This is a genomic window from Streptomyces sp. JNUCC 64, from assembly GCF_054484115.1.
Window position 1 is genome coordinate 2,456,254 of sequence record NZ_CM137015.1, and the last position, 27,000, is coordinate 2,483,253.

Here is a 27,000-nt window from a genome sequence, read left to right on the forward strand (position 1 = left end):
GGTGAGGTCGATGTCCACGGGGAACGGCACCGTCAGGTTCAGCCCGCCGTGCCCCGGGTGGCCCACTCCGGGAGGGCCTCGCGCCGTTTCAGCCATGCCTCGGAGACGCTGGCCGTACCGGTGCGGGAGCCGACCACGCCCGCGGTGATCGCGCAGGTGGTGTCGGCGTCGCCGAGGCCCTCGGCGGTGGCCCAGAGCGCGGCGACCAGGTCGTCCGGGTGCCGGGCGGCGGTCCACAGCGCGAACGGGACGGTGTCGTCGGCGCGGGAGCGCGCCCCGCTGCCGAGCACCTCGGCGGCCTTCCAGGGCTCGGTGGCGAACGGCAGCCGGTCGGCGGCGAGCAGCCCGTCGCGGACCGCGCCGGGCGGGACCCGCTCGGCGACCGCCGCGAGGGTCAGCCGGGCCCGGGCGGCGAGCGCGGCGGCCACCGCGACGGCGACCGCGCCCGCGACGGCCTCGGGGTGGGCGTGGGTGACCCGGGCGGACAGGGCGGCCTGTTCGACGGCCCGGTCGAGGTCGTCCGAGAACCAGGCGCCGAGCGGCGCGACCCGCATCGCGGCCCCGTTGCCGAGGCTGCCGCCCTCGAAGAGCGCGGCGGCGGACTCCCGCCACGCCTCGGGCCGCTCGGCGTGCCGGGGCAGCAGCGCGCGCATCCCGGCGCCGTAGCCCCGGTCGGGGTCGGCGGCGTGGTCGGCGCCGAAGGCGGCGGCGAGGGCCACCGGGGCGATCTCCCCGTGCTCCTCGATCACCCGCAGCACGGCGAGCGCCATCGCGGTGTCGTCGCTCCAGCGCCACTCCCGCTCGCGCGGCATACGGCGGCCCCGGATCTCCTCGACGGCCTGTCCGGGCTCCCTCAGCGGCGGCAGCCAGCGCTCGCCGAACGCGTCCCCGAGGGCGAGCGCGTCGATGCTGTCGTGTGCGGCGGCACGGCGGTCCGCGGGGGCGAGGGCTTCGTTCATGGCGTCATGGTGCCAGTTGATCACCCCGGGAGCGCGGTCCTTTGCCCGGCTTTCCGTAAGCCTTGCCGACATGTGGGCGTCGGATTCCCTTTCCCTGGCAGACGTCCTCCGTTCAGGTGCGCGGACGGTCACGGCTGGTGAGGAAGGGGGCGCGGGGAGCGGTGGGGCCGAACGGCGTGCGGGGGCGGACGCGTTGGGCGGGACGAGCCCGTGGAGAGGGCGCGTGCGCCGGGGCACGCGGCCCGGGGGGCGCGTACGGAGCGGGACGGGTGCGGCACCCAGGACGGGACGGGTCCACGGGACGGGTCCACACCTCCGCACCGGACCGGCACGCGCCTCCGGCCCGGACGGGTCCGCGCCGTCGAACCGGACGGATGGGACACTGCGTGACGTGCGCAGCGAAGACACCCCGTTCGTCGGCGGTCCCCTGGACGGCCGGGTCATCCCGGTCCTGGTGGGGCCGACCGGCCATCCCCCGAAGGTCTACCAGGTGCCGGTCCCCGGCCCGGACGGCGGACCCCCGACCGTCCTGGTCTACCGGCGGGTCTCCGTCCTGGGCGGCCGTCGGCTGGTGCTCCACCGGGGCTGGAAGTACGAGTACGACCCCGAGGGCGGCCCGGTGGGCCCCCGGTGGCCGTGGAGCAAGCCGCGCCCGCACCCCGGTACCGACTCCGGGTGACGGGACTGCTCCGTTCCGCCCAGTCCGCCGCGCGCGGAGCGCCGGGCGCCCGCAGGCTCCCCCTGCGGGGCGCGCGGGGCACCCCCGAGGCGGAGGTGACGGCATGTCAGGACCCCTTCCCCACCGGGCTCCCGCCCGTCGGCGCCGGGCGGCCCGGGCGGCGGTGACCGTCCTCGCGGCGGTGGCACTGGCCGCGCCCTGGGGTCCGTCCGGCGCCGCGCTCGCCTTGCCCGCCCCGCCGGAGCGCCCGGTCTCGGCCCTGCTGACGGACCTTCAGCGGCTGTACCGGGAGGCGGGGGCGGCGGCGGACCGCTTCCACGCCACCGAGGAGCTGCTGACCCGGCGCCGGGGCGAGGTCGGCTCCCTCCAGACCCGGCTGGCGGACGCCCGGGGCGCGCTGCGGGCGAGCCGGAACGCCGCCGGGCTGCTGGCCCGCCGCCAGTACCGCGACGGCGACGCGCTCTCCCCGTACCTGAGGCTGCTGACGGGCCGTGACCCGCTGCGGGCGCTCGCCGAACGGCACGCCCTGGACCGGGCCGCCCGGCACTGGACCGCCACGGTGGAGCGGCTCGCCGCCGACGAGCGGCACACCGCCGTACTGGCCGGACGGGCCCGGGCCGCCCTGGACGAGCAGCAGGTGCTCACCGAGCGGCGGCGGGCTGCCCGGGAGGAGGTCGACGAACGGCTGGACGAGGTCGAGGAGCTGCTGGCCTCCCTCACCGCCGGCCAGCTGGCCGAACTGGCCCGGCTGGAGACCGCCGCCGCGACCGGAACCGGAGCCGGAGGCGAGGCCGAGGTCGGAGGCGAAGCCGGGGTCGAAGGCGAGGCCGGGACCGGGACCGGATCCATGAGCGGTGCCGGGGGGCTCCCCGCCGCCGGGCCGCCCGCCGCGGGCCCGCCCGGCGCACCGGCGGCGTCGCGCGCCCCCTCGGCGGGCGGGGCGGCGGCGCTGCGGTACGCGGTGGCGCAGATCGGCAAGCCGTACGTCTGGGGTGCCGAGGGGCCCGGGACCTTCGACTGCTCGGGGCTCACCTCCCGGGCCTGGGCGGTGGCGGGCACCACCCTGCCGCGCACCAGCCAGGAGCAGTGGCGGACGCTGACCCGGGTGCCGCTGGACGCGCTGCGCCCGGGTGACCTGGTCGTCTACTTCCCCGGGGCCACCCATGTCGGGATCTATCTGGGCGACGGCTCGGTGGTGCACGCGCCCCGGCCCGGCGGCCGGGTGAAGGTCTCCCCCGTCACGGCGAACCCGGTGCTCGGCGCGGTGCGCCCCGATCCGTCCGCCGGACCGCTCGCCCGGTACACGCCCCCGGTGCTGCCAAAGGGCGCCCGGGACGGCTCGGACACGGGGTACGACGGCTCGGCCACCGCGCCCGCCGACGGCTGACGGCACCCCGCCCCCGGCGGACGGCCGCCCCGGGCTCCGGCGGCCCGGCGGGGTACGGCACCGGTGGGTACGGCACCGGTGGCCGGGCGCGCGGCCCGGCCACCGGGAGGAGCAGTCAGGTCAGCCGCTGACCTCCGCCAGGTACGCGCCCGCCTTGTCGGGCTCGAAGAAGAAGTGGTCGAAGTCGGACGGATCGTCGAACCCGTTGGCGATCCGGTCGGCCACCGGCTGGAGCTGACCGGCCGCGCCGATCAGGTTGAGCACGTGCTCCGGCGGCGGCGCCAGCATCGCGTTGGTCCACCGGGTGACGTGGCTCGCGGTCTCCCAGTACCGGTCGAACGCGCTCCGCATCCACGTCTCGTCGAACTCGGCGTCCCCGTGCTCCACGATCGACTCCAGATAGGAGGCCGCGCACTTGGCGGCGGAGTTGGAGCCCTGGCCGGTGATCGGGTCGTTGGCGACGACCACGTCCGCGACGCCGAGCACCGCTCCCCCGCCGGGCAGCCGTCCCACCGGGTGACGGACCGTCGGCGCGTACCGCCCGGACAGGGTGGCGTGGGCGTCCGTCAGTTCCACCTTGGTGGCCCGGGCGTACTCCCAGGGGGTGAACCGTTCCATCAGCTCCAGGGTGAGCGCGAGGTGCTCCGAGGGGTCCCGTACGCCCTTGAAGACGTCCAGGGGCCCGCCGGGCAGGCCCTCCCAGAAGAGGATGTCGGCGCGGCCGGAGGTGGTGAGCGTGGGCATCACGAAGAGTTCGCCGACCCCGGGCACCAGGTTGCAGCGGACCGCGTCCTGTCCGGGGTGCTCGGGCCGGACTCCGAGGCCGTGGACGTAGGCGACGGCCAGCGCCCGCTGGGGTTCGCCGTACGGGGAGCGCTCGGGGTCCCGGGCGAACATCGAGACGAGCTCGCCCTTGCCCGCTGACACGAGTACGAGGTCGTAGGCGCGGGAGAAGTAGTCGAGGTCGGAGACGGCGGCGCCGTGGATGACGAGCTGTCCGCCGCGCTGGGCGAAGGTGTCCATCCAGCCCGCCATCTTGACCCGCTGGTCGACGGACTGGGCGTAGCCGCCGAGCTGTCCGAGCCAGTCGATGACCCGGGGGCGGGGGCCGTCGTCGGCGCCCTCGGGGGGCGGTCCGGCGACGGAGACGCCGAGGCCCTCGATCCGGGGGGCCTGGGACTCCCAGAAGTTGATCTGGAGGTCGCGCTCGTGCTGGAGCGCGGTGTCGAACATGCACTGAGTGGACATGACACGACCGGAACGGATCTCGTCGGCCGTGCGGTTGGACATCAGGGTGACCTCGTACCCCCGGGACTGGAGGCCGAGGGCGAGCTGAAGACCGGACTGACCGGCTCCGACTATCAGTATTCTCCGCATACGCGCGTTCTCCTGTCGAACCTGGTCGAACCTCTGGGAGCGGAACGTCCGGGACGGAGCGGGGGGTTGGCCCGCCGGATCCGCCCGGAGACAGGTGTCCCCCGGGCGCCGGACGGTCGGTCCGCCGGCACCGCGGGGGAGGTGTACCGGCTAGGCCGGGCTGAACTCCAGGGCCTGACGGACGACGGCCAGCAGCGTTTCTACGGCGGATATCCGCTCCCGAGCGTCCATGATCAGGACGGGGACGTGCGCGGGGACGGTGAGCGCGTCGCGCACGTCCTCCTCGTCGAACCGTTCGCTGCCGTCGAAGTGGTTGACCGCCACCACGTAGGGCAGCCCGCAGCTCTCGAAGTAGTCGAGCGCGGGGAAGCAGTCCTCCAGCCGCCGGGTGTCCGCGAGGACGACGGCGCCGATCGCTCCGCGCACCAGGTCGTCCCACATGAACCAGAACCGCTGCTGTCCGGGCGTGCCGAACAGGTAGAGGACCAGGTCGTCGTCGAGGGTGATGCGCCCGTAGTCCATCGCGACCGTGGTGGTGGTCTTCTCCGGAGTGGCGGACAGGTCGTCGGTGTCGGCGCTGGCCTCGGTCATCAGCGCCTCCGTCTGGAGGGGCTCGATCTCGGAGACCGCCTTGACCAGGGTGGTCTTGCCGACCCCGAAGCCGCCCGCGATGACGATCTTGGTGGCGACCGGCGCCCGGGTGCGGTCCCTCTGCCACGCCTTGAGGGATTCGCCGTCGTCGTCTGCGAGGGCGGACGGCAGCGGTTCAGAGACGACGGAGTCCACTCAGCACCCTTTCCAGCAGCGCGCGGTCCGGCTGGCCCTGGCCCTGGCCGGTTCCATATACACGGATCTTGCCCTGGTCCGCCAGGTCGCTGAGCAGCACCCGGACCACGCCGAGCGGCATCTTCAGCAGCGCGGAGATCTCCGCCACCGTCCGCATCCGGCGGCACAGCTCCACGATGGCCCGCATCTCCGGCATCACCCGGGTCGCCAGCGAGCCGTTGGGGAGTTCCCGCCGCTCCTCGGGCGCCTCCAGGGCGGCCACGAACGTCTCGACCAGCAGGACGTGTCCGAACCGGGTCCGGCCGCCGGTCAGGGAGTAGGGGCGCACCCGCGCGGGGCGCTTGTCGGCGCCGCGCACCGGCAACTTGCCGGAGGGCGTCGTGGTGGCGGGGGTCGAGGGACCGGGCACGGTCACTGGGCGCTCCCCGCGGTCGGGGAACCGGTCTCCTGGGGCCCGCGCGGCCGGGGCACCTCGGGGGTCTCCCCGCCCTGGGCCAGCGCCTCCACCGACTGACGCAGCTCGCTGCGGAGTTCGGGGGTGAGGACGTGTCCGGCGCGGCCCACGAACAGGGCCATGTGGTAGGCGACGACGCTCATGTCGCAGTCCGGGGTGGCGTGCACCCCGAGCAGGGAGCCGTCGCTGATGGACATCACCAGCACGCTGCCCTCGCTCATGGCGATCACCGTCTGCTTGACCCCGCCGCCGTCCATCAGCTTGGCGGCGCCGAGGGTGAGGCTGCCGAGGCCGGAGACGATGGTGGCGAGGTCGGCGGACGAACCGCGCGGGCCCCGGGGCCGGTCGGCTCCGGCGGCCTCCTCGGCCCGTTCGGGGTCGGAGGAGAGCAGCAGCAGTCCGTCCGACGAGACGACCGCCACCGACAGCAGACCGGGCACCTCCTCGACCAGGTTGGCCAGCAGCCAGCGCAGGTTCCGGGCCTCGCGGCTCAGCCCCCGTCCGGTGGTGGAACGGTCCGGCGCGGCGCTCGGCGGCGCGGTGCGGGACGGGGTGCTGGTACCGGGCGATGTACTGCTGGGCGCAGTCAACTGCTTCCCTCCTCGACTGTGTCCCCCTGTGGTTCCGCTCCGCGTCCGGTCGGTTCCTCCGGTGCGCCGCCGATCTCGACGGCGACGTCCCGGCGACCGGCCGCGGCCCCCTGGTGAAAGCCCCCGAGCTTGCGCCGCAGGGCGTCCGCGTCGACGCCCCCTCCTCTGGGCTGGGCCACGGTGACGGGCTCACTGATCCTAGGCGTCCGCTTGGGCAGGCCCTTGGCGGTCAGCCGGGTCCGCCGGGGCGCGTCCCCCTGAACGGCGGACGGGTCGCCCCCGTCGGCCGGGCGTGTGGGGGGCGCGACGGGGAGCTCCTCCGCGCCGAGGGGCGCGGGTGCCGCGTCGTGCGCCGCCCCGGGCGCCGTCGCCTCCGGCGGGACCGCCCGGGCGGACGGCGCGGAGGGTGCCTCGTCATGGGCGCGGGCGTGGTGCCCGGCCTCGTCGGCCGCCGGGGGGTAGCCGGTGGGGACGCTCCCCGCCGGGGTCCCGGCCGCCGGAGCACCGACGGTCGGAGTACTGACGGTAGGAGTACTGACGATCGGAGTACCGGCCGTTGGAGCACCGGCCGTCGGGCTGTCGTCCTCGGCGGCGCCGGCCCCGGGGGGCGGTGTGCCGTCCGCCGCGACGCCGGTCCCGGCGGCGGTGTCCGACGCGGGCCCGGATGCGGCCCCCGCCGTCTTCCCCGGTCCCAGCTCGGGCTCCGGTTCCGGCGGGAGCGCCAGTTCCATCGTGATCTCGGACGGACGCCCGGCCGCCGTCCCACCGGTCTCCCCGTTCCCCGGGCCGGTCCCCCCGTCCTCCGCCTCGCGGACGGCCCGCTCGGCGGCGGCGATCAGGGGGTCGCCCTGACCGCTCCGCTCCCCGAGCACGTTCGCGTTGGCCTCGGCCTCGGAGCCGGGCAGCCGCAGCGCGGGTCCGCCCCCCGGGGTCCGGGGCGCGGGCGGCGGGGCCGCCAGGGTGTCGGCGGGCTCGGCCGCCAGCAGCCCCTTGGGAAGCACGGCCACGGCGGTGACCCCGCCCTGCTGCTGTTCGCGCAGCTGGACGCGGACGCCGTGCCGGTGGGCGAGCCGGGCGACCACGTACAGCCCGAGGCCCAGCCCGTCGCCCGATTCGGGCCCGGCGTTCTGGTCCTCGGGGTCGAAGCCGGAGAGCCGGAGGTTCAGTTCGCGCAGCCGTTCGGCGGTCATCCCGATGCCCTCGTCCTGCACCGAGAGCATCACCTCGCCGCTCTCCAGCAGCCAGCCGGAGACCTCGACGGTGGCGTCCGGCGGGGAGAACGAGGTGGCGTTCTCCAGCAGTTCCGCGAGCAGATGGCTGAGGTCGTCGGCGGCGAACCCGGCGAGGTGGGTGTGCGGCGGCAGGGAGGTGATGCGCACCCGCTCGTACCGCTCGATCTCGCTGACCGCGGCCCGCGCCACGTCCACCAGCGGGACCGGGCCAGGGTGCTGGTGGCCGTGGTCGGCCCCGGCGAGGACCAGCAGGTTCTCGCTGTGGCGGCGCATGACGGTGGCGAAGTGGTCGAGGCGGAAGAGAGTGGCGAGCCGCTCGGGGTCCTGCTCGCGCTCCTCCAGCCCCTCGATGACGGCGAGCTGACGCTCCACCAGTCCGAGGGTGCGCAGGGCCAGGTTGACGAAGGTGCCCTGGATGCCCTGGCGGACCCGGGAGAGGTGGGCGGACGCCTCCGCGAGTTCGGCGCGCAGCTCGGCGGTGCGGTCGGCCATCGCCTGGCGCTCCCCGACCAGGTGCTTGCGGTCGCCCTCCAGGGTGGTCAGCCGCTCGTGCAGGGCGACGGCGTGCGCGTGGAGGGCGTTCACCGACCGGACGACCTCGGCGAACTCGTCGTTCCGTCCGGTGAACTTCACCGGCTCCTCGACGGCCGGGTCGGCGGCGACCCGGGCCGAGCCGAGCCGCAGCACGGCCAGCGGCCGGGTCAGCGAGCGCGCCATGCCCATGGAGAAGCCCACGGCGATCAGCAGCAGGGCGCCGACCACGGCGACCCGGATCTCCAGATCGGTGACGGCGTCGTCGCGGAGTTCCGCCAGCCGGTCGGCGCGCGCCTTGGCGAGGGACGCCTCGGCGCTCCGCATCAGATCGACCCGGGAGGTGAGCGCGGCGGCCACCTTCCCGGCGTCGAGCCCGAGGTCGGCGGTGCTGAGCCGGGCCTCGTCGGTGAGCCGGTTGAGGTGGCGCTCGGCGGTGGTGACCTCGGCGCCGTTGACGGTGGCCTCGTAGGAGTCCAGGTCAGCCGACGGCGCCACGTCCCGGAAGTCGGCGAGCGCGGCGGTGGAGCGGTGGTGGGCGCGCTGGGCGGCGGAGCTGAGCTCCAGGCGCTTGGCCGCGTCCCGGGCCGTCTCGTGCGGGACGGTCTCGGTGAGTCCGGTGGTGGGGTTGATCCGGGTGGCGGTCGAACGGGGCACGGCGAGCGCGGCGAGCAGCAGCCCCCGGGCGGCGGACGTCTGCTCCACGGCCCGGTCCAGGTCGGCCAGCGACCGCGCGCCGGGCGCGGCGACGGGCGGGGTGCGGGCCGCGACGTCCTCGGCGAGCCGGTGGAGTTCGGTGATGACCCGGGCGTACGCCTCGTGGGCCTTGAGGGCGCCGCCCTCGCCGGTGAGGGCGGCGCGGCGGGCGGCGGTGACGGCGTCCAGGTCGGCGCGGAGCGCGGGGGGCGCGTCGGCGCGCAGTTCCTGGACGCGCCGGTCGACGCGGGCGGCGCGCTGTTCGGACAGTCCCTCGCCCTCGGGGCGTCCGGCGGCGATGAAGGCGATGATCTCGTCGCGTTCGGCGGCGAGGGCGTGGGCGAGGGCGCTGCCCTCGCGGGCGCGTTCGGCGGCGGTGACGAGCCGCTGGGCGTCCCGGAGGTCGGTGGAGGCGGTGAGCAGGGCGGGGGCCCCGGCACCCGCGACGGCCGCCGCGACGACGGTGACGGAGACGAGGAGCCGGTTGCGGACCCGGGCGCGGCGCTTGCGGGGCGCCCCGTCGGCGGACGGAGGGTTCCCCCGGACGGCGGGTCCCCCTGACGGCGGCGGACCGGCGGGGCCGCCGTCCGGACCGGTACCGGTCGGCGGGGTCGCGGACGGCGGCGGGCCGGGCACGCCGGAGGGCCCCCCGGGCGTGCCGGGTGGACCGGACGGGGACGGAACCGCGCTCTGCTCCGGGGCCGTCCGCCCGCCTTTGCGCCGAGGCCGCATCTTCTGCACCGGTGCTCGCATTCTGAGTCGACTACCCATGGTTCCGGCACTCATGGGTCCGGATGACGGACCGTCAGCCACCGGTTCCGCCGGATTCGGAACCTGACCATTCCAGCGCTGGTGGGGAGTGGTCGCGCATCACCGGACCCGCCACCCGAAGGAGTGAACATCGACCGGGAGTTGAGCGGCAAGTTCCCGTGGCACGCGTCACCCCCGGTGCGCGGTGGGTCGGTTGGACGTGATCGGCGGCGTTTGGCAGGATGCCCCACCACGTCTCGACGGAACACACCATTCCTCCGCAAACCAGTCAGGATCCCCCGGCGGACGACCGGCGGACCGTTGACCTTCGTTCACCTCTGCGTCACCCCCGCCACCGATTCATGGGCATCGGTGGGCGCTCGTGCAGACTGGTCCGATGCGGATGGAAATCGCCACGGCGCCCGGCAACCCCGACCGGCCCAACGAGGACTTCGTCTCGACGGCGGCCCCGGCCTCCGGACAAGGCGGAACGCTGGTCGTACTGGACGGGGTCACTCCGCCGCCGGGCGACGACGGATGCCTGCACGGGGTTCCCTGGTTCACCGCGCGCCTCGGCGGCACCCTCGGCGAACTGTCCGTTTCGCGAGGAGATCTGACGCTGCGGGAGGTGCTTTCGCACGCGATCCGTAGGACCGCGGACGCGCACCGTCAGACGTGTGACCTTTCTCACGTGCGAACACCCCAGGCGACGGTGGTCCTCGCCCGGTGGGACCGCACGAGGGTCGAGTACCTGGTGCTGTCCGACTCGGTGCTGCTCCTGGAGCGCGTCGACGGGGGCGTCGAGGCCGTCCTGGACGACCGGCTGGACCGGGCGCCCCGCGAGGTCCTCCGCTCCGTGGAGGCCACCGACACCCTGCTCCGCAACAAGGAGGGCGGCTTCTTCACCGCCGCCGCCGACCCCGGGGTCACGGCCCGGGCGCTCACCGGGGAACTGCCCCGCGAGACGGTGCGCTCCCTGGCCGCGCTCACCGACGGGGCGTCGCGCTGGGTGGAACGGTTCGGCCTCGGCGACTGGGCCGAGTGCCACGACCTCCTCGCCAAACGGGGACCCCAGGCACTGGTGGACCGGGTCCGGGCGGCGGAGAACGCCGGGCCGGAGCCCGCCCGGGGCAAGCGCCACGACGACGCGACGGCCGTGTACGCGGTGCTCTGACCCCTCCCGGGGCGGGGGCGCCGCCGGACGTCACGGTTCCTCAGGACGGCACGGGCCGTGCGGGGCGGAGACCCCACCGATGGGTAGGCCCGGGTGCGCCGGGTCCGGGAAGCGCGGCCCGAGACAGGGCCAGGGACAGGGCCGGGGCTGGAGCCAGGACCGCGACCGGGGCTAGACCGAGGTCGAGCTGTTGAGGCGGTGCAGCAGTCGGGCCAGTTCGGCGACCTCGGACGGGGCCCAGTCGGCCAGCTGGCTGACGTACCGGGCCCGCCGTGCCTCCCGGACCCGGTGCACCCGGGACCGTCCCGCGTCAGTCAAACGGATCAACGACGCCCGGCCGTCGGCCGGGTCCGGGTCCCGGCTCACCAGGCCCAGCGACTCCAGCACCTTGAGCTGTCGGCTCATCGTGGCCTTGCCGACCCCCACGTAACCGGCGAGGTCGGTCGCCCGCAGCGCCCCGCTCTCGTCCAGCCGCACCAGCAGCCCGTACGCCCCCGGCTCCAGCTCCGGATGGACCGCCCGGGCGATCTCCCCGGAGGCGGCGCGGGCCCGGCGCAGAAACACCGTCAGTTCCCGTTCGAGCGCCAGGAACTCCACCCGTACCAGGTCGGCGGCATCCCCGCCGGGCGGTCCGGGCTCCCCGGCCGGGCCCGTCGCGCCGCCCGTCCCGTCCGCCCGGTCACGGCCGGGACCCGTTCCGTCCCGGACCTCGTCCACGTCCGTGTCCATGCCCCGTCTTCCCCGTTCCCGTGGTCCCCGCTGCTCCCCCGGACGGCTCCGCCGCCCGGTCCCCCCAGTATTTCGCAGTCCCGCCGAAGGGGTGTTCCCCGTCCGGCGACCGGCCGTCTCCGACGCGCGCCCCGGCGCCGGGCGCCGTAGTCCTGGTATCCGAGCCCGCGTTCCCCAGGCCGACGGAGGCCCCCGTGCACCGAACCCGCACCACGTCCCGCTCCCGGACCGGCGACCGCTCCGGACGCCCCTTCCGGTCGCCGCTGCCCCGGCGGCCGTTCCTCACCGCGCTCCTGACGATAGGAACACTGCTGCCCGCCGCCACGGCCGTCGCCGAGGACGGCCCGGCGCCCGGGGACCCGACCGTCACCACCGCCGCGTCCGCCGTCCCGGTGACGCCGCCGGTTCCTCCCGACCACACCTTCCACACGGACCCCACCGCGCCTGTGGACCCGACGCTCCACACCGACCCCACCGCGCCGCTGGGCTCCACGCCTCCCGCTCCCCCCACGGACACCAGCGGCACTACGGGCGTCACCGGCATCACCGGCGCTGTCGGCACCACCGGCCCAGGGATCACCGTCCCGCCCGGCGAACCCGGTGTGCCCGGTGAACCCGCCGTACCGGGCGACCCCGCTGTTCCCGCTGTCCCCCCTGTCCCCGCCCTTCCCACCGTGCCGCCGCGCGGCTCCGCGCACATGGGCATCGGGGTGCTCGCCCACGACGGGGGCGCCGGCCCGGAAGCCGTGCCGGAGAACCGGTCCACGCGGGTGGCGCAGACCGAGGGCGTCGACGTCAGCAGCCACCAGGGCAACGTGGCGTGGCCGGCCCTGTGGGACAGCGGGGTGCGCTGGGCCTATGTGAAGGCCACCGAGGGCACGTACTACAAGAACCCGTACCACCCGCAGCAGTACAACGGCTCGTACGCCGTCGGCATGATCCGGGGGGCGTACCACTTCGCCACCCCGGACACCACGAGCGGAGCCGTCCAGGCGGACTACTTCGCCGACAACGGCGGCGGCTGGTCGGGCGACGGACGGACCCTGCCCGGGGTGCTGGACATCGAGTGGAACCCGTACGGCGACGCCTGCTACGGCAAGACGCCCGCCCAGATGACCGGCTGGATCCGGGACTTCCTGGACCGCTACCGCCAGCGCACCGGCCGGGACGCGGTGATCTACACCGCCACCAACTGGTGGACCCAGTGCACCGGCGGCTCCCCCGCCTTCGGCGCGGTCAACCCGCTGTGGATCGCCCGCTACGCCGCCGCCCCCGGCCCCCTCCCGGCGGGCTGGGCGACCCACACCATGTGGCAGTACACCTCCACCGGTCCCCTCGTCGGGGACCACAACCGGTTCAACGGGGCCCTGGACCGGGTCCAGGCCCTGGCCACCGGCTGACCCCTCCGTCCGGGGCATGACCCCGGACGGGCCGGAACCCGTCCTCCCCGGGAGAGAAGAAGGGGAGGGCGGGTTCCGGACGTGAGGGGCGCCTTCGGAGGACGCCGGGGGTCAGGCCGCGGCCGGGACCGCCGGGGCGGCCCGGTGGGTCGCCGGACTGAGCGCCAGTTCCAGGACCTGGCGGACGTCCGTCACCGGGTGGACGTCCAGCTTCGCCAGGACCTCGGCGGGCAGGTCGTCCAGATCGGCCTCGTTCCGCTTGGGGATCACCACGGTGGTGATCCCGGCCCGGTGGGCGGCGAGCAGCTTCTGCTTCACCCCGCCGACCGGCAGCACCCGGCCGGTCAGCGAGACCTCGCCGGTCATCGCCACGTCCGGCCGCACCTGCCGTCCGCTGAGCAGCGAGGCCAGCGCGGTGGTCAGGGTGACGCCCGCGCTCGGGCCGTCCTTGGGGACCGCGCCCGCCGGGAAGTGGACGTGCACGGCCCGGTCCTTGAGGTCCCCGACCGGCAGCTCCAGCTCGGCGCCGCGCGAGCGCAGGAAGCTCAGCGCGATCCGCGCCGACTCCTGCATCACGTCGCCCAGCTGGCCGGTGAGGGTCAGTCCCGCCGCGCCCGTCTCCGGGTCCGCGAGCGACGCCTCCACGTAGAGGACGTCACCGCCCGCGCCGGTCACGGCCAGTCCGGTCGCGACCCCGGGCACCGCCGTGCGGCGCTCGGCCGGGTCCTGGGCGGACTCGGGCACGTGGTGCGGCCGTCCGATGAGCCCGCGCAGCTCCTCCCGGGTGACGGCGAACGGCAGCTCCCGCTCGCCCAGCTCGTGCCGGGCGGCGACCTTGCGCAGCAGCCGGGCGATCGCCCGCTCCAGGGTGCGCACCCCGGCCTCCCGGGTGTACTCGCCGGCCAGCGCGCGCAGCGCGCCCTCGTCGACCGTGACCTCCCCGGCGGCCAGGCCCGCCCGCTCCAGCTGGCGCGGCAGCAGGTGGTCCCGGGCGATGACGACCTTCTCGTCCTCGGTGTAGCCGTCGAGGCGGACCAGCTCCATCCGGTCCAGCAGCGCCTCCGGGATCGCCTCCAGGACGTTGGCGGTGGCCAGGAAGACCACATCGCTCAGATCCAGCTCGACCTCCAGGTAGTGGTCCCGGAAGGTGTGGTTCTGCGCCGGGTCCAGGACCTCCAGCAGGGCGGCGGCCGGGTCGCCCCGGAAGTCGGAGCCGACCTTGTCGATCTCGTCCAGCAGGACCACCGGGTTCATCGTCCCGGCCTCCTTGACCGCGCGGACGATCCGGCCGGGCAGCGCGCCGACGTAGGTGCGCCGGTGGCCGCGGACCTCCGCCTCGTCCCGGACGCCGCCGAGGGCGACCCGGACGAAGGAGCGGCCCATGGCGTGCGCCACGCTCTCGCCGAGCGAGGTCTTGCCGACGCCGGGCGGGCCGACGAGGGCGAGCACCGCGCCGCCGCGCCGTCCGCCGACCACCCCGAGGCCGCGCTCGGCGCGCCGCTTGCGCACCGCGAGGTACTCGGTGATGCGGTCCTTCACGTCCGCGAGGCCCGCGTGCTCGGCGTCCAGCACGGCCCGGGCGCCCGCGATGTCGTAGCGGTCCTCGGTGCGCTCGTTCCAGGGCAGCTCCAGGACGGTGTCCAGCCAGGTGCGGATCCAGCCGCCCTCGGGGGACTGGTCGCTGGCCCGCTCCAGCTTGTCGACCTCCTTGAGCGCGGCCTCGCGGACCTTCTCCGGCAGGTCGGCGGCCTCGACGCGGGCCCGGTAGTCGTCGGACTCTGCCTCGCCGTCCGGGTCGCCGTTCAGATCGCGCAGCTCCTTGCGGACCGCGTCCAGCTGGCGGCGGAGCAGGAACTCCCGCTGCTGCTTGTCGACGCCCTCCTGGACGTCCTTGGCGATGGATTCGGCCACGTCCTGCTCGGCGAGGTGCTCGCGCAGCTGTTCGGTGGCGAGCTTGAGCCGGGCGACCGGGTCGGCGGTCTCCAGCAGGGCGACCTTCTGCTGCACGGTGAGGAACGGGGAGTAGCCGGAGTTGTCGGCGAGCTGGGAGACGTCCTCGATCTGCTGGACGCGGTCCACGACCTGCCAGGCGCCGCGCTTGCGCAGCCAGCTGGTGGCGAGGGCCTTGTACGCGGTGACCAGTTCGGTGACGGAACCGGGCAGCGGGTCGGGCGCGCTCTCCTCTATACGGAAGCCCTCGACCCAGAGCGCGGCGCCCGGTCCGGTGGTCCCGGCGCCGATGCGGACCCGCTCCCGGCCCCGGATCAGGGCGCCGGGGTCGCCGTCGGCGAGCCGTCCGACCTGCTCCACGGTGCCGAGCACGCCCGTTCCGGCGTAGGTGCCGTCGATCCTGGGGACCAGCAGCAGCCGCGGCTTGCCCGGCGCGGAACCGGCGGCGGCCTGGGCGGCCTCCACCGCGGCGCGGACGTCGGGGTCGTTGAGGTCCAGCGGGACGACCATGCCGGGCAGCACCACCTCGTCGTCGAGGGGCAGCACCGGCAGCGACAGTGCGGTGCCCTTGGAACCAACAGACTCAGCAGCCATGATCTCCCCTTCGGCATTCAAGTTGAGCTATGCCGACTCAATGCGCGGGGCTCCCCGATTGTTCCCGCTCCCCCGCCCACGGCCCGCCGTTCGCTCAGGGCAAACATCCGGGACCGCCGCGGAGCCTCCTTCCCCGGGCGCGACGGGACACGCTCCGGAGCCCTCTTCCCCGACCTCCGGAACCGCTCCGGAACCCCCTCCGCCAACCTCCGGCAACAGCTCCGGAGCCCTCTCCCCCGACCTCCGGGGACACGCCGGAGCCCTTCCGCGACCGGCTGGATCACGCCATCCGCCGCGCCGGGCCCACGACAATGCCCCCCATGCCGCATCCGCACCCCACCACCGCCCCCACGACCCTCCCGAGTGCCGCCCCGACGGCCGCCCCGGCGGGACCGACGGACGCCCCGGAGGTCCTCGACCGCCGCACCGGCCCCCACGGCGAGGTGGTCCTGCGCCGCCACGGCGATCTGCTCCAGATCATCGCCAACGGCTGCTTCCTGATGGACACCTCCGACGGGCGCTCTGAACGCCTCCTGGTGGACGCGGCGGCCGACGCCCTCGCGGACGGCGGCGCCGCGCCCGGGGGCCACGTCCTCGTCGGCGGGCTCGGCGTCGGCTTCAGCCTGGCCCACGCCGCCGCCGACCCCCGCTGGGGCCGGGTCACCGTCGTCGAGCGCGAGGCCGCCGTCATCGGCTGGCACCGCGAAGGCGCCCCGCTCTCCCCCCTCACCCGCACCGCCCTCGCCGACCCCCGCACCGAGGTCCTCCACACCGGGCTCCTGGAGCACCTGCGCGCCACGGACCGGAGCTACGACGCCCTCTGCCTCGACATCGACAACGGACCCGACTGGACCGTCACCGAGGACAACGGCGGGCTCTACGCGCCCACCGGGATCGCCCTGTGCCGGGCGCGGCTGCGACCCGGCGGAGTGCTCGCGGTGTGGTCCGCGCAACCCTCCGCCGATTTCGAAGGAACATTGCGGAATTCGGGGTTCCAAGCGGTCCGTACCCATGAAATCGCCGTCGCGAGGGGCGTTCCGGACGTCGTCCACCTCGCCGTCAGAGCTGGATAGCCGGGGCGCGCTCCGTGCCCTTAGTCTGCACACCGGCGCGCCGATCACCGGGGCGCCGGGCACAGCCATGGGTTCACCCCACGGATTCCGAACAGCTCAGTCAGGGGCGGGCGATGGAGCAGACACACACCACCCAGCAAGGCGGCGCCCCGGTACCCGGCGGCGCGCAGCGGCGGGTGCTCGTGGTGGAGGACGACGCCACGATCGTCGAGGCGATCGCCGCCCGGCTGCGCGCCGAGGGCTTCCTCGTCCAGACCGCGGGCGACGGGCCCACCGCCGTGGACACCACCCAGGCGTGGCAGCCCGACCTGCTGATCCTCGACGTGATGCTGCCCGGCTTCGACGGGCTGGAGGTCTGCCGCCGGGTCCAGGCCCAGCGCCCCGTCCCGGTGCTGATGCTCACCGCCCGCGACGACGAGACGGACATGCTGGTGGGGCTCGGCGTGGGCGCCGACGACTACATGACCAAACCGTTCTCGATGCGGGAGCTGGCCGCCCGGGTGCACGTGCTGCTGCGCCGGGTCGAACGGGCCGCCCTCGCGGCGACCACCCCGCGCGGCGGTTCGCTGCGCCTCGGGGAGCTGGAGATCGACCACGCCCAGCGCCGGGTGCGCATCCGGGGCGCGGACGTGCATCTGACGCCCACCGAGTTCGAGCTGCTGGTGTGCCTGGCGAACACCCCGCGCGCGGTGCTCTCCCGGGAACAGCTGCTGGCCGAGGTGTGGGACTGGGCGGACGCCTCCGGCACCCGGACCGTCGACAGCCACATCAAGGCCCTGCGCCGCAAGATCGGCGCCGAGCGCATCCGGACCGTCCACGGGGTCGGGTACGCGCTGGAGACCCCGACGCCGTGAGCGGGCCCGCCGCCCGGACCCCCGACGGCCCCGCCCGGCCGCCCCACGGCCCCGGGCACCCCGCCGCCGGACCCGACCGCCCCCCGGAAGCCCCCGGCCGTCCCGCCGCCGGACCCGACCGCCCCTCAAACGGCCCCGGCCGTCCCGCCGCCGCCCGGGACGCTCCCCCCGGCCTCCGGGGCCCCGGAGACCGGCACCCCGCCCCGGACGACCGGACGACGGACGTCCGGATCGCGGACAGCCGGACCATGGACAGCCGGACCTCGGAGGACCGGACCACGGACCGCCCCGGCGGCCCGGCGGACGGCCACCGCGCCCCCGCCGCGCGCGGACTGCGCCCGTTCTCCATCAAGACCAAGCTCGGCACCCTGGTCGTGGTCTCGGTGTTCATCACCACCGGACTGCTGATGATCGCCGTGCGCACCGAGACCGAGCTGCGGTTCATCACGGTGTTCTCGGTGATCGCGACCCTGCTGCTCACCCAGTTCGTGGCGCATTCGCTGACCTCGCCGCTGGACGAGATGAACACCGTCGCCCGGTCCATATCGCACGGCGACTACACCCGGCGGGTCCGGGGCCACGACCGGGGCGACGAACTGGGCGACCTCGCGGCCACCATCAACCGGATGGCCGACGACCTGGAGGCCCAGGACCGCCAGCGCAAGGAACTCGTCGCCAACGTCTCGCACGAGCTGCGCACCCCCATCGCGGGGCTGCGGGCGGTGCTGGAGAACGTGGTGGACGGGGTCTCGGCGGCCGACCCGGAGACCATGCGCACCGCCCTGAAGCAGACCGAACGGCTCGGGCGGCTGGTGGAGACCCTGCTGGACCTCTCCCGGCTGGACAACGGGGTGGTGCCGCTGCGGACCCGGCGCTTCGAGGTGTGGCCGTATCTGTCGGGGGTGCTGAAGGAAGCCAACATGGTCTCCTCCGCGCGCGCGGGCATCGCCTCCGGCTCCGGCAGCCACACCCGCACGGACGTCCATCTGCACCTCGACGTGTCCCCTCCCGAGCTGACCGCGCACGCCGATCCGGAACGCATCCACCAGGTGGTCGCCAACCTGATCGACAACGCGGTGAAGCACAGCCCCCCGCACGGCCGGGTGACCGTCCGGGCGCGGCGCGGCGAGGGGCCCGAGTCGCTGACCCTGGAGGTCGTGGACGAGGGCCCCGGCATCCCCGAGTCGGAGTGGCACCGGGTCTTCGAGCGGTTCAACCGGGGGCCGTACACCGACCCGGCGGGCGGCGGTCCGGGGTCCCCGGTGCCGCCGCCCCCGGGGCCGGGGAGCAGCGACGGCGGCACCGGACTGGGGCTCGCCATCGCCCGCTGGGCGGTGGAACTGCACGGGGGACGGATCGGGGTGGCCGAGTCCTCGCGGGGCTGCCGGATCCAGGTCATCCTTCCGGGGCTGTCCCGTGGCCCCGGTTGACGTTAGGGTTCGGGGCGACAGGCCAGGTCCAACGGTCCCCTCCCCGTGCTCGTGGGAGCGGTTCCGTGGGTCTTCCCGTCCATTCCGGTCGCGCCCGGAACCGAATCGATCGGATTCCGGACGCTGCCGAGCATCCGACGTGCTGACACGATCCAGTACGAACGAGAGCCGTCACCCAGGGCGCTCCGAGCGCCTCACGGGTCGACCTGCCGCGCCCTGACGTGCGCGTTTGCCCCACTGATGACAGGGAACCCCGCTTGTTTCCCGCCATTCCCCTCCCCGAAACACGGGTTCCAGTGTGACTTACGCGACGGATCACCCGTCCCGCCTGCACTCCTGGCCCCGCAAGGCGTAGCCTTGATTCCCGCTGTCCATCATCTTGTGAAGCGGAAGAGGGCGGTTGCCGCCGTGTCGCCACAGTCCCCCAGTAACTCGAGCTCCCCCAGCCCCCGGCCGGGAGGTGCACCCACGACCGAACACCCCGGGCAGGGCAAGGACCCCGCCGTGGCGTTCGGTGCCAATGAGTGGCTCGTCGACGAGATCTATCAGCAGTACCTCCAGGACCCGGACTCGGTAGACCGCGCCTGGTGGGACTTCTTCGCCGATTACAAGCCGGGCGCAGCCGCGACCCCGGTCCCGGCGGAGACCACCGCCCCGGTCACGGAGGCGGCCCAGCCCGTCGTCCCGGCCGCGGCCGTCCCGCCCGCCCCGGCTCCGAAGGCCGCCGCGGCCCCCCCGGCCGCGCCCGCCGTACGGGCTCCGGCCGCCCCGGCCCCGGGCACCACCGCACAGGGTGCTCCGGCCAAGGCCGCCGCGCCCGCTCCGGCACCCGCCGCCGAGGCCCCCTCGGGCCCCGAGTTCGTGACGCTGCGGGGGCCCTCGGCCGCCGTCGCCAAGAACATGAACGCCTCCCTGGAGCTGCCCACGGCCACGTCCGTGCGCGCCGTCCCGGTGAAGCTGCTGTTCGACAACCGCATCGTCATCAACAACCACCTCAAGCGCGCCCGGGGCGGGAAGATCTCCTTCACGCACCTCATCGGGTACGCGATGGTGCAGGCCGTCAAGGCCATGCCGTCGATGAACAACTCCTTCACGGTGAAGGACGGCAAGCCGACCCTGGTCAAGCCCGAGCACGTCAACCTCGGGCTGGCGATCGACCTGGTGAAGCCGAACGGCGACCGCCAGCTCGTCGTCGCGGCCATCAAGAAGGCCGAGACGCTCAACTTCTTCGAGTTCTGGCAGGCGTACGAGGACATCGTCCGCCGCGCCCGGGACAACAAGCTGACCATGGACGACTTCACCGGGGTCACGGTCTCGCTGACCAACCCCGGCGGCATCGGCACCGTGCACTCCGTGCCGCGTCTGATGCCCGGCCAGGCCGTGATCATGGGCGTCGGGGCGATGGACTACCCCGCGGAGTTCCAGGGCACCTCCCAGGACACCCTGAACAAGCTCGGCATCTCCAAGGTCATGACGCTCACGTCGACCTACGACCACCGGGTCATCCAGGGCGCCGCCTCCGGCGAGTTCCTGCGCGTCGTCGCCAACCTGCTGCTCGGCGAGAACGGCTTCTACGACGAGATCTTCGAAGCGCTGCGCATCCCCTACGAGCCGGTCCGCTGGCTCAAGGACATCGACGCCTCGCACGACGACGACGTCACCAAGGCCGCCCGCGTCTTCGAGCTGATCCACTCCTACCGGGTCCGCGGCCACGTCATGGCCGACACCGACCCGCTGGAGTACCGCCAGCGCAAGCACCCCGACCTGGACATCACCGAGCACGGCCTCACCCTGTGGGACCTGGAGCGGGAGTTCGCGGTCGGCGGCTTCGCCGGCAAGTCGATGATGAAGCTGCGCTCCATCCTCGGCGTGCTGCGCGACTCGTACTGCCGGACCACCGGCATCGAGTTCATGCACATCCAGGACCCCAAGCAGCGCAAGTGGATCCAGGACCGCGTCGAGCGCCCGCACACCAAGCCGGAGCGCGAGGAGCAGCTGCGCATCTTGCGGCGGCTGAACGCCGCCGAGGCGTTCGAGACGTTCCTCCAGACCAAGTACGTCGGTCAGAAGCGCTTCTCGCTGGAGGGCGGCGAGTCCGTCATCCCGCTGCTGGACGCGGTCATCGACTCGGCGGCGGAGTCCCGGCTGGACGAGGTCGTCATCGGCATGGCCCACCGCGGCCGGCTCAACGTCCTCGCCAACATCGTCGGCAAGTCCTACGCGCAGATCTTCCGGGAGTTCGAGGGCAACCTCGACCCGAAGTCGATGCACGGCTCCGGCGACGTCAAGTACCACCTGGGCGCCGAGGGCACCTTCACCGGTCTGGACGGCGAGCAGATCAAGGTCTCGCTCACCGCCAACCCCTCGCACCTGGAGGCGGTCGACCCGGTCCTGGAGGGCGTCGCCCGCGCCAAGCAGGACATCATCAACAAGGGCGGCACGGACTTCACCGTCCTCCCGGTCGCCCTGCACGGCGACGCGGCCTTCGCGGGCCAGGGCGTCGTGGCCGAGACGCTCAACATGTCGCAGCTGCGCGGCTACCGCACCGGCGGCACCGTGCACATCGTCATCAACAACCAGGTCGGCTTCACCGCCGCCCCGGAGTCCTCGCGCTCCTCCATGTACGCGACGGACGTGGCGCGGATGATCGAGGCCCCGATCTTCCACGTCAACGGCGACGACCCCGAGGCCGTCGTCCGGGTGGCGCGGCTGGCGTTCGAGTTCCGTCAGGCGTTCAACAAGGACGTCGTGATCGACCTCATCTGCTACCGCCGCCGCGGGCACAACGAGTCGGACAACCCGGCCTTCACCCAGCCGCTGATGTACGACCTGATCGACAAGAAGCGCTCGGTGCGCAAGCTGTACACCGAGTCCCTCATCGGTCGCGGCGACATCACCCTGGAGGAGGCGGAGCAGGCGCTCCAGGACTTCCAGGGCCAGCTGGAGAAGGTCTTCACCGAGGTCCGCGAGGCCACCGCCCAGCCGGGCGAGGTCCACGTGCCCGACCCGCAGGCCGAGTTCCCGGTGGCCGTGACCACCGCGGTCTCGGAGGAGGTCGTCAAGCGGATCGCCGCCTCCCAGGTGAACATCCCCGAGCGGGTCACCGTCCACCCCCGGCTGCTGCCGCAGCTCCAGCGCCGCGCGGCGATGGTGGAGGACGGCACGATCGACTGGGGCATGGGCGAGACCCTCGCCATCGGCTCGCTGCTGATGGAGGGCACCCCGGTCCGGCTCTCCGGCCAGGACTCCCGTCGCGGCACCTTCGGCCAGCGCCACGCGGTCCTCATCGACCGGGTCACCGGCGAGGACTACACCCCGCTGCTGTACCTGGCCGACGACCAGGCCCGCTACAACGTCTACGACTCCCTGCTGTCGGAGTACGCGGCGATGGGCTTCGAGTACGGCTACTCGCTGGCCCGCCCGGACGCCCTCGTCATGTGGGAGGCGCAGTTCGGTGACTTCGTCAACGGCGCGCAGACCGTCGTGGACGAGTTCATCTCCTCCGCCGAGCAGAAGTGGGCCCAGACCTCGGGCGTCACCCTGCTGCTGCCGCACGGCTACGAGGGCCAGGGCCCGGACCACTCGTCCGCCCGCCCGGAGCGCTTCCTCCAGCTGTGCGCGCAGAACAACATGACGGTCGCGATGCCGACCCTGCCGTCGAACTACTTCCACCTGCTGCGCTGGCAGGTCCACAACCCGCACCACAAGCCGCTGGTCGTCTTCACCCCGAAGTCGATGCTCCGGCTCAAGGCCGCGGCGTCGAAGACGGAGGAGTTCACGACGGGCGGCTTCCGTCCGGTCATCGGGGACACCACGGTGGACCCGGCGGCCGTGCGCAAGGTCGTCTTCTGCGCGGGCAAGGTCTACTACGACCTGGAGGCCGAGCGGATCAAGCGCGGCACCACGGACACCGCGTTCATCCGCATCGAGCGGCTGTACCCGCTGCCGGGTGCCGAGCTCCAGGCGGAGATCGCCAAGTACCCGAACGCGGAGAAGTACCTCTGGGTCCAGGAGGAGCCGGCGAACCAGGGCGCGTGGCCGTTCATCGCGCTGAACCTGATCGACCACCTCGACCTGGCGGTCGGCGCGGACGTTCCGCACGGCGAGCGGCTGCGGCGGATCTCCCGTCCGCACGGCTCGTCGCCGGCGGTGGGTTCCGCGAAGCGGCACCAGGCCGAGCAGGAGCAGCTCGTGCGCGAGGTGTTCGAGGCGTGACGCCCACGGCGTGAGCCGTGGTGAGGCCCCGGGCGGTGACCGCCCGGGGCCTCACCCGTTCCCGGGGCCGTACCCTGAGGGGACCAACCGTAGGGTCCTGAGCAGGAGCGGAACCGTGTACTTCACCGACCGGGGCATCGAGGAACTGGAGAAGCGGCGTGGCGAGGAGGAGGTCACCTTCGAGTGGCTCGCCGAGCAGCTGCGGACCTTCGTGGACCTGAACCCCGACTTCGAGGTCCCCGTGGAACGCCTCGCGACGTGGCTCGCCCGCCTGGACGACGAGGACGAGGACTGACCCGGCCGGGCCCCTGCGCAGGACGCGTCCCCGCGCCCTGAAGCGGCGCGGTTCCCCGCGCCCCGGTCGGGGCCGCCTCCCGGAACCCGTCTTCGACCGCGGGTGCGCGGTGGCTGCCCGCCCCCCTGGGTGGGTCACTGTCGTCGGTCCGCCGCTGGTCCGTGGTGGCTGTTCGCGCAGTTCCCCGCGCCCCTTGACCGGGTTGCCGCCCGTGGTCACCTGCGGATGCTCGGTGGTCGCTCGCGCCGTTCCCCGCGCCCCTGACGGGGCGCTCTGATGGTCCCGGTCGCGTAGCCCCGGCCCGCGCCGGACGCCCCGGAACCCATGACAGGGCCCCGTAAGGGGCGCGGGGAACGGCGCGAGCAACCCACGACGACCCGCACGGAATCACAGGCAGCAACCCGACCGAGGGGCGCGGGGAACGGCGCGAACAACCACGACGCGCCCGCAGACGAAGACCTGCGGAAGGCACCCCGTAAGGGGCGCGGGGAACTGCGCGAGCAACCCACGACGACCCGCACGGAATCACGGGCAGCAACCCGACCGAGGGGCGCGGGGAACGGCGCGAGCAACCCACGACAGCCCGCACGGGATCACGGGCAGCAACCCGGCCGAGGGGCGCGGGGAACGGCGCGGGCAACCCCGAACGCACCCGCACCGGCCAACGCACCGAACCCACCACGACGCCCCGCAAGGGAACGCGGGGAACAGCGCGGGCCAGCACCAGCGCACCCGCACCCGGGCCCCGCCCGAAACCTCAGTGCGAGCGCCGCAACCCCACCACGCCGGAGGCGACGAGCACTCCCCCCGCCACCACCCAGGCCCCCCGCCGGGTCCGCACCCCCCAGACCGCCATCGGCGCCCCCAGCACCAGCTGGGCCGCCGAAAGCGCCCGCACCGGCAGGGTCCACCACGCGGCGTCCCGCACCTCGTACTCGACGGCGACCGCGCGGAGCGCCCCCATCGGGCCCCCGGGCGCCAGTCCGGGCGGCAGCACCAGACCGGTCCGGGCCAGCACCGCGACCAGCCCGATGAGCCGGGCCCGCGCGTCGGCGTCGGAGTCCGGCCGGGCCAGTTCCTCCAGGGCCTGGACGTCCAGCACCGGGTCGAGCCCCAGGCGCAGGGCGAAGGTGTGGACCGCCTCGACCTCGCCCACCGGGGTCCCCGCGGCGAGCCACTCGAACCCCACCGACCGCCGGAACCCGGAGGCGAGCACGAACCCGCTGTGCTCGGGGTCCCACCACAGCGCCAGCACGGCCCACTGCCCGCCGACGGCGAGCGCCCCGGCCCAGCCCGCCACCACCCGGTCCACCGGGTCGCCGTCGTCGAGCCAGGGCGAGGTCTCGGGCACCAGCGCGGTCCAGCCGTCCCCGGCGGGGACGCAGACGAACGGTTCGCGCAGCAGCCGGGCCGCGGCGGTGACGGTCTCGGGCTCCGCCCTGCACAGCAGCAGGGCGCCGGTCACGGGCTTCGGGTCGGACAGCATGCCCCCACGCTAGATCACATCGGTCGGGAACGCCGCACTCCCCCTCACCGACGGACACCCCGCGCATCACGGGCATCCGTCCCGGAGCGGCTCGTGACGGACAGGAGAGGAGGGAGAGGAAGCGAGAAGAGGCGAGAGAACCCCTCCGGGTACTTGACCCCGGCGATCCACGATATATCGTGTATTGCAGAAGACGCGATATGGCGCGTCCATTCCCGGTTGAGGGAGGTCAGCACCATGTCCGACACGTCCGAGTGGTCCATCGCCACTCCCCGGCGGCTCGACTTCGACGCCCCGGTCACGACGCTCCGCGTGCGCGTGGCCAACGGAACGGTGAACGTGGTGGGTACCGACGGAGGTTCCACCCGGCTCCAGGTCTCCGAGGTCAAGGGCCCGCCCCTGATCGTGACGCACGAGGAGGACGGCGTCCTGACGGTGACCTACGAGGACCTGACCAGGAAGGGGCTGGTCGGGCTACTGAGCCACATGGGGCTGCGCCACAGCGCGGTGGTCTCCCTGGTGGTCCCGGCGTCCACCCGGGTGGAGGTCAGCGTCGTCGGCGCCGGAGCCGTCGTCTCCGGCGTGGAGGGGCACACGGAGGTCAAGAGCGTCACGGGCGACACCACGCTCGTCGGCCTCGGCGGCACGGTCCGCGTGGAGACCGTCTCGGGGAACATCGAGGTCAAGAGCCTGACGGGCGCCCTGCGGTTCAGCTCCGTTTCGGGCGATCTGACGGTCGTCGAGGGTTCCGGCGCCCCGGTCCGGGCCGAGTCGGTCAGCGGCTCCATGATCGTGGACATCGACCCGGCCGACGACCCCACCGACGTCCGGCTGAACAGCGTCTCGGGCGAGATCGCGATCAGACTGCCGCACCCGGCGGACGCCGAGGTGGAGGCGAACTCGGCCAGCGGCCATGTCTCCACCCACTTCGAGGACCTGAGGGTCAGCGGCCAGTGGGGCGCCAAGCGGATCACCGGACGGCTGGGCGAGGGCAACGGCACCCTGAAGGCGACCACCGTCTCCGGGGCGATCGCCCTGCTCCGCCGCCCCCGCGCCGACCACCCCGACGCCCCGACCACCGCCGCCCCCACCGGGCACGGCTCCGAGCAGAAGGTGCTGTGACATGCCTCCCGTCTTCGCCCACGGCCGTCTGCGCCTCTACCTCCTCAAGCTGCTGGACGAGGCCCCCCGCCACGGCTACGAGGTGATCCGCCTCCTGGAGGAGCGCTTCCAGGGCCTCTACGCGCCCTCCGCCGGGACGGTGTACCCCAGGCTGGCCAAGCTGGAGGCCGAAGGGCTGGTCACCCACACCACCGAGGGCGGCCGCAAGGTCTACTCGATCACCGACGCGGGCCGCGCCGAACTGGCCGGACGCGGCGGCGAGCTGGCCGATCTGGAACTGGAGATCCGTGAATCGGTCGCCGAACTGGCCGCCGAGATCCGTGACGACGTCCGCACCTCGGCGGGCGACCTCCGTCGCGACATGCGCGCGGCGGCCAAGCAGGCGCGCTCCTCCGGGGCGTCCTCCGGCTCGGCGGGCGGGGCGCACGACCGGGGCGGCTTCCCCGACCCCTCCGACTTCCTCGACGGGGGGTGGGCCGACACGGAGGCGTGGCAGCGGACGAAGGAGGAGCTGAAGCGCGCCCGGCAGGAGTGGAAGGAGCAGGCCCGCCGGGCGAAGGACGAGAGCCGTCGGGCCCGCGACGAGGCCCAGCGCGCCCGCCACCAGGCGCAGGAGGCGCAGGCCCAGGCCCAGCAGGAGGTCCAGCGGATCGCCAAGCGGGTCCAGGAACAGGTGCAGTCGCACTTCCAGCGCGGGGACTGGCCCTCGGGCGTGCGCGAGGGGCTGTCCGAACTGGTCCGCGAGTTCGGCGAGTTCGGCAAGGACCGCCCGGCCCCGCAGAACGACCCCACCGGCCGGGCCCCGGAGTCCGAGCCCGCAGGGCAGCCCGGGCAGTCCGGGGGCGAGCACTCGGCGGCCTCCGGGGCGGCCGACGCCCCCGAGAGCCGGAAGAGCGCCGACGGCCCGGAGCGCCCCGACTACACACAGACCCCGGCGGACTTCCCCATGGGCTACGCGCCGGAGTGGTCCGAGCAGCCCCCCTCGGGGAACCCGGCCCGCGACCTGGACCGCCTCCTCGACCGTTTCCGCGATGACATCCGGGACGCCGCCCGGGACCGCGGCGTCACGGAGGACCAGTTCCGGGAGGCCCGACGTCACCTCTCCACGGCGGCGGCCCATATCGCCGCGACGCTGCGCCCCGGCGCGGTGAGAGACAGGGACGCCTAGGCACGTCGAGGGCGGTCCGGGGCGGGCCCGTCCAGCGGCCGGGACCGCCCGGCCGCCCCGGACCCGCCC

At 74.2% G+C, this 27,000-nt stretch carries 20 protein-coding genes; 11 read left to right on the forward strand and 9 right to left on the reverse strand.

What is annotated here, in order from left to right; all coding sequences use genetic code 11:
• Positions 1-38: 38 nt before the first annotated feature.
• Positions 39-959, reverse strand: a complete 921-nt coding sequence (locus tag ACVWNX_RS09760) for an ADP-ribosylglycohydrolase family protein (protein ID WP_454413505.1) — start codon at positions 957-959, stop codon at positions 39-41.
• 391 nt (positions 960-1,350) lie between these two features.
• Here ACVWNX_RS09760 and ACVWNX_RS09765 point away from each other — a divergent pair, with 391 nt between their 5' ends.
• Both ACVWNX_RS09765 and ACVWNX_RS09770 read left to right on the forward strand, forming a co-directional pair.
• The gene (locus tag ACVWNX_RS09765; protein WP_454413506.1) at positions 1,351-1,638 is read left to right on the forward strand and encodes a hypothetical protein; all 288 of its coding nucleotides are present in this window, start codon (positions 1,351-1,353) and stop codon (positions 1,636-1,638) included.
• 103 nt (positions 1,639-1,741) lie between these two features.
• On the forward strand, positions 1,742-3,025 hold the full coding sequence (locus tag ACVWNX_RS09770; RefSeq protein ID WP_454413507.1) for a C40 family peptidase: 1,284 nt from the start codon (positions 1,742-1,744) through the stop codon (positions 3,023-3,025).
• 120 nt (positions 3,026-3,145) lie between these two features.
• Here ACVWNX_RS09770 and ACVWNX_RS09775 read toward each other — a convergent pair whose 3' ends face one another.
• The 5 genes from ACVWNX_RS09775 to ACVWNX_RS09795 form a co-directional block, all read right to left on the reverse strand.
• Positions 3,146-4,402 (reverse strand): styrene monooxygenase/indole monooxygenase family protein, encoded by a 1,257-nt coding sequence (locus ACVWNX_RS09775; protein WP_454413508.1) that lies wholly within the window; start codon positions 4,400-4,402, stop codon positions 3,146-3,148.
• A gap of 150 nt (positions 4,403-4,552) precedes the next feature.
• Positions 4,553-5,188, reverse strand: coding sequence for a GTP-binding protein (locus tag ACVWNX_RS09780; RefSeq protein ID WP_454413509.1), 636 nt, complete (start codon positions 5,186-5,188; stop codon positions 4,553-4,555).
• Complete coding sequence (locus ACVWNX_RS09785; protein WP_454414693.1) at positions 5,169-5,597, reverse strand: DUF742 domain-containing protein; 429 nt, start codon at positions 5,595-5,597, stop codon at positions 5,169-5,171. Before ACVWNX_RS09785 ends, ACVWNX_RS09780 begins: the two co-directional genes overlap by 20 nt.
• A 2-nt stretch (positions 5,598-5,599) precedes the next feature.
• On the reverse strand, positions 5,600-6,136 hold the full coding sequence (locus tag ACVWNX_RS09790; RefSeq protein ID WP_454414694.1) for a roadblock/LC7 domain-containing protein: 537 nt from the start codon (positions 6,134-6,136) through the stop codon (positions 5,600-5,602).
• 92 nt (positions 6,137-6,228) lie between these two features.
• The gene (locus ACVWNX_RS09795; protein ID WP_454413510.1) at positions 6,229-9,444 is read right to left on the reverse strand and encodes a sensor histidine kinase; all 3,216 of its coding nucleotides are present in this window, start codon (positions 9,442-9,444) and stop codon (positions 6,229-6,231) included.
• A gap of 394 nt (positions 9,445-9,838) precedes the next feature.
• Between ACVWNX_RS09795 and ACVWNX_RS09800 the strand changes: the two genes are divergently transcribed.
• Complete coding sequence (locus ACVWNX_RS09800; protein WP_454413511.1) at positions 9,839-10,615, forward strand: protein phosphatase 2C domain-containing protein; 777 nt, start codon at positions 9,839-9,841, stop codon at positions 10,613-10,615.
• Between the two features lie 171 nt (positions 10,616-10,786).
• Here ACVWNX_RS09800 and ACVWNX_RS09805 read toward each other — a convergent pair whose 3' ends face one another.
• Entirely contained in the window at positions 10,787-11,344 is a 558-nt protein-coding gene (locus ACVWNX_RS09805) for a MarR family winged helix-turn-helix transcriptional regulator (RefSeq protein WP_454413512.1), read from the reverse strand.
• A gap of 602 nt (positions 11,345-11,946) precedes the next feature.
• Between ACVWNX_RS09805 and ACVWNX_RS09810 the strand changes: the two genes are divergently transcribed.
• Positions 11,947-12,744, forward strand: a complete 798-nt coding sequence (locus ACVWNX_RS09810) for a lysozyme (RefSeq protein ID WP_454414695.1) — start codon at positions 11,947-11,949, stop codon at positions 12,742-12,744.
• A 111-nt stretch (positions 12,745-12,855) separates the two neighbouring features.
• Here ACVWNX_RS09810 and lon read toward each other — a convergent pair whose 3' ends face one another.
• Positions 12,856-15,288 (reverse strand): endopeptidase La, encoded by a 2,433-nt coding sequence (gene lon, locus ACVWNX_RS09815; protein ID WP_454413513.1) that lies wholly within the window; start codon positions 15,286-15,288, stop codon positions 12,856-12,858.
• 320 nt (positions 15,289-15,608) lie between these two features.
• Between lon and ACVWNX_RS09820 the strand changes: the two genes are divergently transcribed.
• From ACVWNX_RS09820 to ACVWNX_RS09840, 5 genes are all read left to right on the forward strand, one after another.
• Positions 15,609-16,361, forward strand: coding sequence for a spermidine synthase family protein (locus tag ACVWNX_RS09820; protein ID WP_454413514.1), 753 nt, complete (start codon positions 15,609-15,611; stop codon positions 16,359-16,361).
• Between the two features lie 113 nt (positions 16,362-16,474).
• Positions 16,475-17,215 carry a response regulator transcription factor gene (locus tag ACVWNX_RS09825; protein ID WP_454413515.1) on the forward strand — a complete coding sequence of 247 codons (741 nt, stop codon included), beginning with the start codon at positions 16,475-16,477 and terminating at the stop codon, positions 17,213-17,215.
• 248 nt (positions 17,216-17,463) lie between these two features.
• Entirely contained in the window at positions 17,464-18,645 is a 1,182-nt protein-coding gene (locus tag ACVWNX_RS09830) for a HAMP domain-containing sensor histidine kinase (protein WP_454413516.1), read from the forward strand.
• Between the two features lie 408 nt (positions 18,646-19,053).
• The gene (locus ACVWNX_RS09835; RefSeq protein WP_454413517.1) at positions 19,054-22,860 is read left to right on the forward strand and encodes a multifunctional oxoglutarate decarboxylase/oxoglutarate dehydrogenase thiamine pyrophosphate-binding subunit/dihydrolipoyllysine-residue succinyltransferase subunit; all 3,807 of its coding nucleotides are present in this window, start codon (positions 19,054-19,056) and stop codon (positions 22,858-22,860) included.
• 115 nt (positions 22,861-22,975) lie between these two features.
• Positions 22,976-23,155, forward strand: a complete 180-nt coding sequence (locus ACVWNX_RS09840) for a DUF6104 family protein (RefSeq protein ID WP_128557595.1) — start codon at positions 22,976-22,978, stop codon at positions 23,153-23,155.
• Positions 23,156-23,912: 757 nt separating this feature from the next.
• On the opposite strand, the gene ACVWNX_RS09845 is transcribed toward ACVWNX_RS09840, so the two are convergent.
• A complete protein-coding gene (locus ACVWNX_RS09845; protein ID WP_454413518.1) occupies positions 23,913-24,641 on the reverse strand; it encodes a hypothetical protein in 729 nt (242 codons plus the stop codon).
• 237 nt (positions 24,642-24,878) lie between these two features.
• On the opposite strand from ACVWNX_RS09845, the gene ACVWNX_RS09850 reads away from it, so the two are divergent.
• Positions 24,879-25,763, forward strand: coding sequence for a DUF4097 family beta strand repeat-containing protein (locus ACVWNX_RS09850; protein ID WP_454413520.1), 885 nt, complete (start codon positions 24,879-24,881; stop codon positions 25,761-25,763).
• A gap of 1 nt (position 25,764) precedes the next feature.
• The gene (locus ACVWNX_RS09855; protein WP_454413521.1) at positions 25,765-26,931 is read left to right on the forward strand and encodes a PadR family transcriptional regulator; all 1,167 of its coding nucleotides are present in this window, start codon (positions 25,765-25,767) and stop codon (positions 26,929-26,931) included.
• The last annotated feature ends 69 nt before the right edge of the window (positions 26,932-27,000 follow it).